The 11538-nt window shown below is 70.0% G+C and carries 11 protein-coding genes; 9 read left to right on the top strand and 2 right to left on the bottom strand.

Annotation, left to right across the window (positions count from 1 at the left end; genetic code table 11):
- Window positions 1-47: 47 nt before the first annotated feature.
- On the top strand, window positions 48-362 hold the full coding sequence (locus MAE01_RS00055; RefSeq protein WP_147037519.1) for a GIY-YIG nuclease family protein: 315 nt from the start codon (window positions 48-50) through the stop codon (window positions 360-362).
- Window positions 363-504: 142 nt separating this feature from the next.
- On the opposite strand, the gene MAE01_RS00050 is transcribed toward MAE01_RS00055, so the two are convergent.
- Window positions 505-1953, bottom strand: a complete 1449-nt coding sequence (locus MAE01_RS00050) for an NAD(P)H-quinone dehydrogenase (protein ID WP_186806071.1) — start codon at window positions 1951-1953, stop codon at window positions 505-507.
- A 49-nt stretch (window positions 1954-2002) separates the two neighbouring features.
- On the opposite strand from MAE01_RS00050, the gene MAE01_RS00045 reads away from it, so the two are divergent.
- From MAE01_RS00045 to MAE01_RS00030, 4 genes are read left to right on the top strand one after another with little or no spacing between them, the layout of a single operon-like run.
- Window positions 2003-2836 (top strand): purine-nucleoside phosphorylase, encoded by an 834-nt coding sequence (locus MAE01_RS00045; RefSeq protein WP_147037517.1) that lies wholly within the window; start codon window positions 2003-2005, stop codon window positions 2834-2836.
- A complete protein-coding gene (locus tag MAE01_RS00040; protein ID WP_147037516.1) occupies window positions 2833-4506 on the top strand; it encodes a phospho-sugar mutase in 1674 nt (557 codons plus the stop codon). The genes MAE01_RS00045 and MAE01_RS00040 overlap by 4 nt, the downstream gene beginning before the upstream one ends.
- Window positions 4503-5228, top strand: coding sequence for a TSUP family transporter (locus MAE01_RS00035; RefSeq protein ID WP_147037515.1), 726 nt, complete (start codon window positions 4503-4505; stop codon window positions 5226-5228). The genes MAE01_RS00040 and MAE01_RS00035 overlap by 4 nt, the downstream gene beginning before the upstream one ends.
- Window positions 5229-5261: 33 nt before the next feature.
- A complete protein-coding gene (locus tag MAE01_RS00030; RefSeq protein WP_147037514.1) occupies window positions 5262-5525 on the top strand; it encodes an HPr family phosphocarrier protein in 264 nt (87 codons plus the stop codon).
- Window positions 5526-5545: 20 nt separating this feature from the next.
- Here MAE01_RS00030 and MAE01_RS00025 read toward each other — a convergent pair whose 3' ends face one another.
- Window positions 5546-7468 carry a BglG family transcription antiterminator gene (locus tag MAE01_RS00025; protein ID WP_147037513.1) on the bottom strand — a complete coding sequence of 641 codons (1923 nt, stop codon included), beginning with the start codon at window positions 7466-7468 and terminating at the stop codon, window positions 5546-5548.
- Between the two features lie 141 nt (window positions 7469-7609).
- Here MAE01_RS00025 and MAE01_RS00020 point away from each other — a divergent pair, with 141 nt between their 5' ends.
- The 4 genes from MAE01_RS00020 to MAE01_RS00005 are packed head-to-tail and all read left to right on the top strand — an operon-like array spanning window position 7610 to window position 11512.
- A complete protein-coding gene (locus tag MAE01_RS00020; protein WP_147037512.1) occupies window positions 7610-7927 on the top strand; it encodes a PTS sugar transporter subunit IIB in 318 nt (105 codons plus the stop codon).
- Complete coding sequence (locus MAE01_RS00015; protein WP_147037511.1) at window positions 7924-8205, top strand: HPr family phosphocarrier protein; 282 nt, start codon at window positions 7924-7926, stop codon at window positions 8203-8205. Before MAE01_RS00020 ends, MAE01_RS00015 begins: the two co-directional genes overlap by 4 nt.
- Window positions 8205-9890 carry a phosphoenolpyruvate--protein phosphotransferase gene (ptsP, locus tag MAE01_RS00010; protein ID WP_147037510.1) on the top strand — a complete coding sequence of 562 codons (1686 nt, stop codon included), beginning with the start codon at window positions 8205-8207 and terminating at the stop codon, window positions 9888-9890. Before MAE01_RS00015 ends, ptsP begins: the two co-directional genes overlap by 1 nt.
- Complete coding sequence (locus MAE01_RS00005) at window positions 9887-11512, top strand: PTS mannitol transporter subunit IIBC (protein WP_147037509.1); 1626 nt, start codon at window positions 9887-9889, stop codon at window positions 11510-11512. Before ptsP ends, MAE01_RS00005 begins: the two co-directional genes overlap by 4 nt.
- The last annotated feature ends 26 nt before the right edge of the window (window positions 11513-11538 follow it).

Genomic DNA, 11538 nt, shown 5'->3' with positions numbered 1-11538 from the left:
CCGCTCCCCGCGGCATCCGCTCGTACTCGATCGCGCACACTGGGCGTATGCCCTGGATGTATATCGTCGAGTGCTCCGACGGCACGTTCTATACCGGCAGCACGGTCGAGGACGCTGAGGCCCGAACCTGGGCGCACAACAACCTCGATGAGAAGGCCGCCAACTACACGCGGAAGCGACGACCAGTGCGGCTGGTCTGCGCTGAGGAGTACGAGCGGATCGAGGAGGCCTTCGCACGGGAGAAGCAAGTCCAGGGGTGGTCGCGTCGTAAGAAGCAGGCCCTGATCGATGAACGCTGGGACGACTTGCCGGAGCTCTCACGGACTGCCACAGAGCGGCCGGACGCACAGAGCGGACCCTGAGCCTGTCGAAGGGGACGCGAACCACGCAGACCAGCCGGACGCTTCGACAAGCTCAGCGACCGGCTTCAGCCCTCACCCACAGAGCGGACCCTGAGCCTGTCGAAGGGGAAGCGACCGGGCTCGCTCGAAGCGGGCGGTCGTCTCAGCTGATGTTCACGAGGTGCATGGCGCGCGAGGCATCCGTGATGCTCGAGGACAGCGACGGATAGGCGGCGAACACGCGCGAGACCTGATCGACGGTCAGGCGCCGCTCGACCGCGACGGCGATCGGATAGATCAGCTCCGAGGCCTTCGGCGCGACGATCACGCCGCCGATGACGGTGCCTGAACCCTTGCGCGCGATGATCTTCACGAAGCCGTCCTTGATGCCCATCATCTTCGCGCGCGGGTTCGCGGACAGCGGCAGCTTGTAGACGAGGCCGTCGGCCGCACCGTCCTCGACGTCCTTCTCGCCCAGGCCCACCGTCGCTATCTCGGGAGCGGTGAAGATGTTCGAGGTGATCTTCACCTTCTCCAGCGGGATGACGATGTCGCCGAGTGCGTGGAACACCGCGGTGCGGCCCTGCATGGATGCGACCGATGCCAGCGGGAAGAAGTTCGTGCAGTCACCGACGGCGTAGACGTTGGGCACCGAGGTGCGCGCGACCTTGTTCACCCGGATATGACCGGCCTCGGTCAGTTCGACTCCGACATCCTCCAGGCCGATGTCGGCGGTGTTCGGGATCGACCCGACCGCCATCAGGCAGTGGCTGCCCTCGACCGTGCGGCCGTCGGAGAGCGTGACCAGCACGCCGTTCTCAGTGCGCTCGACCGTGTTCGCGCGGGACTTCGAGAGCACCGTCATCCCGCCGCGTTTGAAGACCTTCTCGAGCACGCGTGCAGCATCCTGGTCCTCACCGGGGAGCACCTGGTCACGGCTGGAGATCAGGGTGACCTTTGCGCCGAGGTTCATATAGGCCGACGCGAACTCTGCACCCGTGACGCCGGAGCCGACCACGATGAGGTGCTCGGGCAGCGCCTTCATGTCGTACAGCTGCGTCCAGGTGAGGATGCGCTCGCCGTCGGGCTTCGCAGTGTCGAGTTCGCGCGGCGAGGCGCCGACCGAGACCACGATGGTGTCGGCCTCCACGCGATCGAAGTCGGTGCCGCCGGGGCCGGTCGAGACGACGATCGCGTTCGGCCCCTCGAGCCGCCCATGGCCGGAGAGGATGCGCACGCCGGACTCCAGCAGCGTCGAGCGCATGTCCTCCGACTGCTGGCCGGCGAGCGCCAGCAGGCGCTTGTTGACCGCGGCGAGGTTGATCGCGATCTCGGGCTTGAGCGGCTTGCCCTTATCGCCCTTGGCGTAGAACTGCACCCCGAGGTCGCTGGCCTCCGCGATGGCGACGGCGGCGTCCGCCGTGGCGATCAGGCTCTTCGACGGCACGACGTCGGTCAGCACGGCCGATCCGCCCACCCCGACCCGCTCCACGAGTGTCACCTCGGCGCCGAGCTGAGCGGCGGCGAGCGCCGCCTCGTAGCCGCCGGGACCGCCGCCGAGGACGGCGACGTGCTGAGTGCGCTCAAAGGGAGTCGAAGACATGGGTTCCATTCTTCCGCAATCCTCACGCACTTGCCGCCGCCTTCCTTAGAGTGGATCCATGACCGACATTCATGACAATCCCCTCGACGCTCCGAACGCAGACCCGTTCGAGATCGCAGCCCGAGCCGCCGCGGACATCGCGCGGCTCACCGGCGTCGAGAAGCACGACATCGCCCTCACGCTCGGCAGCGGCTGGGGCAAGGCGGCCGAACTCATCGGCGAGACCGTCGCCACGATCCCCGCCACCGAGGTCACCGGATTCTCCAAGCCCGCCCTCGAGGGCCACGTCGGGACCCTCCGCAGCATCCGCACCCCCGGCGGCAGGAACGTGCTCGTCATCGGAGCGCGCACGCACTACTACGAGGGCCACGGCGTTCGCCGCGTCGTGCACAGCGTCCGCACCGCGGCGGCCACGGGAGCCTCGATCATGGTGCTCACCAACGGCGCCGGCGGCATCCGCGAGACCTGGCAGCCCGGCCAGCCGGTGCTGATCAGCGACCACCTCAACCTCACCGCCGACTCCCCGCTCGAGGGCGCGAAGTTCGTCGACCTCACCGACCTGTACTCGCAGCGCCTGCGCGACATCGCTCACACCGTCGACCCCTCGCTCGACGAGGGGGTGTACACCCAGTTCCGCGGTCCGCACTACGAGACCCCCGCCGAGGTGCAGATGGCGAAGGCCATCGGCGGGCACATCGTCGGCATGTCGACCGCGCTCGAGGCCATTGCCGCCCGCGAGGCCGGCATGGAGATCCTCGGCTTCTCGCTGATCACCAACCTCGCCGCAGGCATCCAGAAGACGCCGCTCAGCCACGGTGAGGTCATCGAGGCGGGCAAGGCGGCGGAGCCAGTGATCTCGGCGCTGCTCGCCCGCGTGGTGGAGGCGCTGTGAGCGTCGAGGAGAGGCTCGAGACCGCGCGCGCCTGGCTGCGTCAGGACCCGGATGCCGAGACCCGCGACGAGCTCGCCGGCCTCATCACGCGTGCCGCCTCGGGGGACGCCGCGGCCATCGCCGACCTCGACGACCGCTTCGGCACCCGGCTCGCCTTCGGCACGGCGGGTCTTCGCGGCGCGCTGGGAGCCGGCAGCAACCGGATGAACCGCGTGCTCGTCTCTCAGGCCGCCGCCGGCTTCGCCGCCTACCTGCTCGAACGCTCCGGCGGCCAGACGCCGACGGTCGTCGTCGGCTACGACGGCAGGCGCAACTCGCGCCGGTTCGCGCTGGACTCCGCCGAGCTGTTCGCCGGTGCAGGGCTTCGCGCGATCCTGCTCCCCCGCCTGCTGCCGACGCCGGTGCTGGCCTTCGCCGTGCGTCACCTGGGTGCAGATGCCGGGGTCATGGTGACCGCGAGCCACAACCCGCCGAACGACAACGGCTACAAGGTGTACCTCGGCGGAGCGGAGGAGGGATCGCAGATCGTCGCCCCCGCAGACGCGGAGATCGCCGCGCACATCCAGCGCACGGCGGATGCCGGTGACATCGCCGCGCTCCCCCGCTCGAGCGGGTACGAGGTCGCCGGCGAGGACATCGTGGATGCCTACGTCGCCGCCACCGCGGCCGTCGCGCCGGCGCCGGAGTCCGCGCGCGGCCTCACCTGGGTGTACACCGCGATGCACGGCGTCGGGTGGGAGACGCTCGCCCGGATCCTCGATGCCGCCGGTTACCCGCGCCCGAAGACGGTGTTCGAGCAGTTGAACCCCGACCCCACCTTCCGCACGGTCGCGTTCCCCAACCCCGAGGAGCCCGGCGCGATGGACCTTGCGTTCGCCGCCGGTCGCCGGACCCGCGCCGACTTCATCCTCGCCAACGACCCGGATGCCGACCGCCTGGCCGTCGCGATCCCCGACGAGTCCGCCGAGGGCGGTTGGCGCCGACTGAGCGGCAACGAGATCGGTCTGCTGCTCGGAGCCCGCGCGGCCCGCGCCGCCGAGGGCACAGCCGGGGCGTCGCTGGCGTGCTCGCTCGTCTCCTCCCCTGGGCTCGGCGTGATCGCCGCGCACCACGGCCTCGACTTCCACGAGACGCTGACCGGCTTCAAGTGGATCTCGCGCGCCCCCGGCATGGTGTTCGGGTACGAGGAGGCGCTCGGCTACCTCGTGAACCCGGAGACCGTCCGCGACAAGGACGGCATCTCCGCGGCCATCGCGGTGCTGGGGCTCGCCGCCGAAGCCCGCGAACGCGACGAGACGCTCGCGAGTCTGCTCGCCGACCTCGGTGAGACCTATGGCCACTTCGCGAGCGGGCAGGTCTCGGTCCGGGTCGACGATCTCTCGATCATCGGCAAGGTGATGCTGGCTCTGCGGACGCTTCCGCCGACCAGGATCGGTGCTGTCGCCGTCGAGTCCGTCGAGGACCTGCTGCAGGCCGGAGCCGGCCAGCCGTCCGGTGACGTGCTGCGCTACCGGCTCGCCGACGGCTCGCGCGTCATCGTCCGCCCCAGCGGCACGGAGCCGAAGCTCAAGGTCTATCTCGACGCGCAGGCTTCGTCCGCCGCGGACGCGACCGGCGTCGTCGCGGCGCTCGAGGACGGCGTCCGAGCTCTGCTCGAGGAGCGCTCCTGACGCTTCTTATCGTCGGGATCGCGGCATCCGTCGCGGGGGTGATCCAGCGCGTCACCGGCCTCGCGTTCGTGCTCGTGCTGATCGGCCCGATCGTGCTCGTGTACGGCGCGGTCGAAGGGGTGACCCTCGCGGTGCTGCTCGCGGTGATCGCCTCGGCGTTCGCCCTGCCATCCGCCTGGCAGCACGTGGACTGGCCCCGAACGCTGTGGCTTCTCGGTGCCGGCCTGCTCGCTGCGCCGTTCGGGGCGCTGATGACACGCCTGCTGCCTGAACCGGCGCTGTTGTTCGTGATCGCGGCCATGGCGATCGTCGCCCTTCTCGGACCTCGCCTGAGCAGCCCGGCGGCCGCGCTGCTCCGTGGTCGGCGAGGCGCGATCGTGGCGGGAGCGGCGGCCGGCTTCATGCACAGCTCCAGCGGGCTGTCCGGACCTGCACTTGCCGCCTACGCGGTCAGCGACCGCTGGGAGCAGCGCCGGTTCGCGGCGAGCGCTCAGGTGATCTTCCTCGGCTACGGGCTCGTATCAGTGGCCCTGCGAGGTCTGCCGGCGTCGCCGACCTGGGAGGTGGTGGTGCTGGGCGCGTGCACCGCAGCCGGCATCGTCGGCGGCGCGCTGCTCGTGCGGGTCGTCCCGGTGGCGCTGGCCCGCGCGGTGATGCTGTGGTGCGCGTGGATCGGAGCGCTGGTCGTGCTGGTGCGAGCGATCCTGGCCGTCACGGCGTGAGCGTCGGTAGCATCTGTCGAAGAGGAGGCGTCGATGCCGATCAGACATGTGGTCGTCAGCGCTCGGGATGGCATGCATGCCAGGCCGGTCGCCGAGCTGGCGCGCCTCGCGCTCGACCATGCGCAGCCGATCACGCTGACCACGGCGACCGGAGTCACGGTCGACGCCGGCAGCGTCCTCGCCGTGATGGACCTCGCACTGAGCGCGGGTGATGAGGTCAGACTCGAGACGCCGGCGTCAGCGTCGGCCGACCAAGTGCTCGACGAGCTCGTGGCCGTGCTCGACCCGCGGGCCTGACCGTCCGTCGTCGAGGCGGCTCAGCCGTCGATCACTGCGACGAGCTCGTCGAGGAACGCCTCGAACGTGGTGCCTCGACGGACGATCCGCTGCACGCTGTCGCGTTCGCTGAACACCTCGACCAGCTGCTCGAACACGGTCTGGAACGCCGTCCGGTCGCTCTCGCTGAACGCGGCGAGCGCGACGACCTGCACGCGTCCGTCGCCCCATGCGACGGACCCGTCCGCGACCCCGATGGCGATGGCGGTGCGTTCGGCGGTCATCTGCAGCGCGTGGGGCACGGCGAGCGCGTCGGTGAACGCCGTCGACGACATCCGTTCCCTGGTGATGGTGTTCTCCACGTAGTCGTCGCCGATCATGCCGGACGCCGTCAGCATCCCGCCGAGGCGGCGGATGATCGCCTCGGCGCCCTCATCGGGCAGCGGATGCAGGTACGCGTCCGCGGAGAAGTAGCGGGAGAGCTCTTCGCGCAGCCGGTTCAGCCGCCGGGCACGGCGCAGGCGCGCAGCGGTCTGCGACACCCGCTCGATGTCGGCGTCCGTGAGGAACGGCTGGATGCGCACGTAGCGATCGCCGCTCGCGCCCGGATCAATGGTCGTGAGAACCAGGTCGGTGTCGATGCTCCCCCAGTCGGGATCCACGGTGGTGACGACGCCCGTCACTTCGACCGATGAGCCCAGCGATCGGTCGACGCTGGAGCGCAGCAGCTCGTGAAGCTCGTAATAGCCGGGGCAGACGATCGTGGCCGTGAGGATCGACTCGGCCTTGCGGCTGCGCTCGAGCCGACCGCCGATGTGCATGGCGATGTACGCGATCTCATCGTCGTGGATGGGCGCACCGAGCCGGTCGTGCAGACCGCTGGCGATCGACACGGCGACCTCGAAGATCATCGGGTACGACGACTTCAGCGAGCGGGTGAGCGGATTGCGGGTCCAGGCCTGCTCGTCGGCGCGGCGCAGCAGGTTCTGCACGTGCAGCGCGAGGCGCAGGATGAACTTCTCGTCGACGAGATCGACCTGGTAGTCGGCGGCGGCCTGCACGATCTCCGTGCGCACCGCGGTCTCGATCGCGGGATCCACTCCGCTGCGCACCGCGTCGGCGGCGGCATCCTGGCCCGGAGCGATCGCGCGCGTCAGCACCAGCGTCGCCAGGTGGACGCTGTCGCCCTCTCCGAGGGTGACGCCGAAGTGCTCGGACGCCAGGTCGCGGATCACCGCGCCGAGCTTCGGGATCTCCTCCCAGGTTCCGGCGACGGGCGTCTCCAGCGCACGGCCGGCCGAGACCCGGTCGGCGGCGATCGCGATGTGCAGCAGCACGTCCGAGATCGCCATCTCGTTGACGTAGTACCCGAGTCCGCCGAGCTCGCGCACCAGCGCCGTCTTGAACGGGCCGACGGCATGCGCGGCGACGGCGGTGCCGGTCAGTGCCCGCCGGATGCTTTCGGGGTGGAACGAGCCGGCATCCATCTCGTCGTGGGCGAGCCTGCTGAGCAGGCGCCGCTGGGCGACCTCCGCCCCGCGCAGGCGCACGATCTCGCGGTCGCGCTCCAGCCGTAGATCCATGCCGTCGAGCAGCCCGCGGACCCTTGCGAGATCGGATTCCAGCGTCGCCTCGCTGACGTGCATGCGGTCGGCGGTCTCGTAGACGTCGATGCCGTCGGTGGCATCCAGCAGCATCCGAACGACCGTGTGCAGGCGGTCGCGCGGTGCGGAGTCTCCGGTGACCCGCGCCCGCAGCGCGTCATGGGCCCCGGGGCCCGCCCGGTAACCGGCCGGCCCGGACTCGACGGCATCGGTCTCCGGCGTCCTGGCGTTCAGCGCCGCGACATACGAGCGGATGCTGCGCGGCGTCACGCCCAGCAGGTCGGCGAGGCTCGCCGCGGTGGCCCACTCGTCCTGCCGGAGCAGGGTCTGCAGGAGCCGGTCCTGGCGCTGTCGCGACATGCATCCCATGATGCCAGCACGTGCGCTCGGCGGGCGGGAAGCGCAGGTTCCGCAGGGGCGGAAAGGAACGTGGTGGCACCCCTCTCAGGCTTTTCCCAGAATGGAGGAAGCCTGAGCAGGCGCGTAGAAGAGGTGGCATCGATGAGGATCCTGGTGGTGTGCGGCGCGGGCGCGTCGAGCACCTTCGTGGCGCAGCGTCTGCGACAGGCCGCCACTGCCGCCGGCCGCGACTGGCAGACTTCCGCCGGCACCGAACGCACGATCCCGTCGTCGTTCGCCGATCTCGTGCTGATCGGCCCGCATCTGGCCGACCGCGTGGACGCGATCCGCGCGTCGACATCCGCCCGTGTGGCGGTCCTCCCCGACGATGTCTTCGGCGACCGCGACGGCACGCGAACCCTCACGATCGCCGAGACCGCGCTGACTGATTCCCCGTCCACTGCGAAAGGAACATCATGACCGAGATCTCCCGCACCGTCCGCATCGGCTCCTCCCACGGGCTGCACGCCCGCCCGGCGAAGCTGTTCGCGCAGGCGGCGAAGGATGCCGGCATCCCGGTGACCATCGCGAAGGACTCCGGCAAGCCGGTCAACGCCGCCAGCATCCTCGGCGTCATCGCGCTCGCCGTCGAGCACGGCGACTACGTGACACTCACGGCCGACGGCGACGGCGCTGAGGGCGTGCTGGACACGCTGACCGAGCTGCTCACGACAGACCACGACCAGGAGCCTGCCTGATGACCGAGCTGCGCGGCGTCGGCATCGGGCAGGGCGTCGCCCAGGGCCCGGTCGTGCGGATGGCAGAGGCGCTCCCCGCACCCGAGAAGACACCGAGCGCCGTCGGAGCAGATGCCGAGCGCACCCGCGCCAGGGAGGCCGTCGCGGCGGTCGCCGCTGAACTGCAGCAGCGCGCCGAGACCGCCGGCGGCTCCGCCCAGGAGGTGCTGGAGGCCCAGGCGATGATCGCCGAGGACCCGACCCTGCAGGACGAGGTGGACACCCGCATCGACGACGGCAGCACAGCAGAGTGGGCCGTGCACGATGCCTTCGCGGGCTTCCGCGCGACCCTCGAAGCCGTCGGCGGCTACCTCGGCGAGCGCGCCGCCGACCTAGACGACATCGCCCAGCGTGTCCTCGCGCGCCTGCGCGGGGTCGACGCTCCAGGCGTCCCCGACCCCGGTCACCCGTTCGTGCTGGTCGCGCGCGACCTCGCGCCCGCCGACACGGCGCTGCTGAACCTCGAGCAGGTGCTCGCCCTGATCACCACCGACGGCGGACCCACCTCGCACACGGCGATCCTCGCCAGGGAGAAGGGCATCGTCGCGATCGTCGGCGCGGTGGAGGCGACGACGCTCGCGAACGGCACCACAGTGATCGTGGATGCCGCCGCGGGCACGGTCACCACCGACCCGTCCGCCGCGCAGCTCGAGCGCGCCGAGGCGCGGGCCGCCGCCCGTGCCGCGGCGGTCGACGCGCCGCCCTCCCCCGGTTCCCTCGCCGACGGCACGGCTATCGCCCTCCTCGCCAACCTCGGCAAGCCCGCCGACGCGGCCGAGGCAGTCGCCAGGGGTGCCGAGGGCGTTGGGCTGTTCCGCACCGAGTTCCTGTTCCTCTCCGCCTCCCAGGCGCCGACGGTCGCCGAGCAGAGCGCGACTTACCGCGAACTGCTGGCCGCGTTCGGTGACAAGAAGGTCGTCGTGCGGATGCTGGATGCCGGCGCCGACAAGCCGCTGGCCTTCCTCAACGACGCACACGAAGAGAACCCCGCGCTGGGCCTCCGGGGCCTGCGGTCGCTGCGCGCCAGCGAGGACATCCTCCGTGAGCAGCTCACGGCGCTCGCCGAGGCGGATGCCGCAACGAACGCCGACCTGTGGGTCATGGCCCCCATGGTCACCACAGTCGAGGAGACGAAGTACTTCACCGATCTCGCCCGCGAGTACGGGCTGAAGACGGCAGGAGTCATGGTCGAGGTCCCCGCTAGCGCGCTGCTCGCCGACCGGGTGCTCGCACACGCCGACTTCGCCTCGATCGGCACGAACGACCTCACGCAGTACACGATGGCCGCCGACCGCATGCTCGGCTCGGTCGCCGGATTCCAGGACCCGTGGCACCCCGCGGTGCTGCGCCTGGTCGGCGAGGTCGGCGCCGCCGGCGCTCGCACGGGCAAGCCGGTGGGCGTCTGCGGCGAGGCCGCCGCTGACCCGCTGCTCGCCCTGGTCCTCGTGGGCCTCGGCGCAACAAGCCTGTCGATGGCTCCGTCGGCACTCGCCGACGTCAGACTCGCGCTCTCCGAGCGCACCCTCGACGAGGCACGGAGCCTAGCAGAGGTCGCACTGGCGGCGGACGACGCCGCCGGTGCCCGCAACGCCGTGGCAGAAGCCGCCGCGGCCCTACCCTCCCACCAGAAAGAGACGACATCATGACGACGACGTCAACCGCCGCCCGGAAACCGGGTGGTCTCAGAGTCGGAGTGCAGAGGTTCGGCACCTTCCTCTCCGGAATGATCATGCCGAACATCGCTGCATTCATCGCATGGGGATTCATCACCATGCTCTTCATCCCCGCCGGGTTCTTCGGCGCGGACAGCCCGTTCGGCTGGCACTGGGCGCCGGTCGCCGAGATCATCGGCGGCGGCGGCGATTCCGGCGTCATCCTGTGGCAGGGCGCCATGACCGCTGTGGCCGAGGGCGATGGCGGAAACATCCTCGCCTATGTCGGACTCGTGGGCCCCATGGTCACCTACCTGCTGCCGCTGCTCATCGCGAACACCGGTGGACGCATGGTCTACGGCGAGCGCGGCGGCGTCGTCGCCACGATCGCCACCATGGGCGTCATCGTCGGCACCAACATCCCGATGTTCCTCGGTGCGATGATCATGGGCCCGCTCGCGGCCTGGATCACCAAGCAGATGGACAAGCTCTGGGACGGCAAGATCAGGGCCGGCTTCGAGATGCTGGTGAACAACTTCTCCGCAGGCATCCTGGGCATGATCCTCGCCATCGCGGGCTTCTTCGCCTTCGGTCCGGTCATGCTCGGCATCAGCACCGTTCTCGGTGCGGCCGTCGACTGGCTGGTGTCGCTGCAGCTGCTGCCGCTGGTGTCGATCATCGTCGAGCCCGCGAAGGTGCTGTTCCTGAACAACGCCATCAACCACGGCGTCTTCACCCCGCTCGGCATCGAGCAGGCGACGGAGACCGGCAAGTCGATCCTGTTCCTCATCGAGGCGAACCCCGGCCCCGGCCTCGGCCTGCTGATGGCGTTCACGTTCTTCGGCGTCGGCGCAGCGAAGGCATCCGCTCCTGGTGCTGCGATCATCCAGTTCTTCGGTGGCATCCACGAGATCTACTTCCCCTACGCGCTGAGCAAGCCGATCACCATCCTCGCCCTCATCGCGGGTGGCGCCTCCGGTGTGACGACGAACATGCTGCTGGGCGGTGGACTCGCCTTCCCGGCTGCTCCAGGAAGCATCATCGCCGTCACCGCGGCCGCCATCGGCCCCGGCGTATGGAACCTGGTGGTCGTCTACCTGTCGGTGATCATCGCCGCCGTGGTGACGTTCCTGATCACCGCGGTCATCCTGCGGGCATCGCGCAAGCGCGACCTGGCTGCCGAGTCCGACACGTTCGGCGCCGCCATCGCGCAGACCGAGGCGAACAAGGGCAAGAAGTCCGAGCACCTTTCGAACCTCGCCGCGAGCGCCGGTGCGACGGGCGCAGCGGGCACGACGGCCACGGCCGTCGCCACCGCACCCATCCAGAACATCGTGTTCGCGTGCGACGCCGGCATGGGGTCGTCGGCGATGGGCGCGAGCGTGCTGCGCAACAAGCTGAAGAAGGCCGGAATCGAGGACGTCAAGGTCACCAACCAGGCCATCGCGAACCTCGACGGCACAGCCGACCTGGTGATCACGCAGCAGCAACTGACGGATCGCGCGAAGAGCAAGTCCCCGGACTCGCTGCACGTATCGGTCGACAACTTCATGAATGCGCCGCAGTATGAAGAGGTCGTCGAGATGGTGCGCGAGCAGAAGGAATCCGGCGAGTAATCCCATGCGGCGGGGGGGGGGGGGGC

Source organism: Microbacterium aerolatum, assembly GCF_007988825.1.
Lineage (GTDB): Bacteria > Actinomycetota > Actinomycetes > Actinomycetales > Microbacteriaceae > Microbacterium > Microbacterium aerolatum.
This window is presented reverse-complemented; position numbering and strand designations above follow the sequence as displayed.

Coding starts and splice junctions, on each gene's coding strand:
- MAE01_RS00055 (WP_147037519.1), top strand. CDS start 48: ATGCCCTGGATGTATATCGTCGAGTGCTCCGACGGCACGTTCTATACC.
- MAE01_RS00020 (WP_147037512.1), top strand. CDS start 7,610: ATGAGGATCCTGGTGGTGTGCGGCGCGGGCGCGTCGAGCACCTTCGTG.
- MAE01_RS00050 (WP_186806071.1), bottom strand. CDS start 1,953: ATGGAACCCATGTCTTCGACTCCCTTTGAGCGCACTCAGCACGTCGCC.
- MAE01_RS00045 (WP_147037517.1), top strand. CDS start 2,003: ATGACCGACATTCATGACAATCCCCTCGACGCTCCGAACGCAGACCCG.
- MAE01_RS00005 (WP_147037509.1), top strand. CDS start 9,887: ATGACGACGACGTCAACCGCCGCCCGGAAACCGGGTGGTCTCAGAGTC.
- MAE01_RS00015 (WP_147037511.1), top strand. CDS start 7,924: ATGACCGAGATCTCCCGCACCGTCCGCATCGGCTCCTCCCACGGGCTG.
- ptsP (WP_147037510.1), top strand. CDS start 8,205: ATGACCGAGCTGCGCGGCGTCGGCATCGGGCAGGGCGTCGCCCAGGGC.
- MAE01_RS00030 (WP_147037514.1), top strand. CDS start 5,262: ATGCCGATCAGACATGTGGTCGTCAGCGCTCGGGATGGCATGCATGCC.
- MAE01_RS00025 (WP_147037513.1), bottom strand. CDS start 7,468: ATGTCGCGACAGCGCCAGGACCGGCTCCTGCAGACCCTGCTCCGGCAG.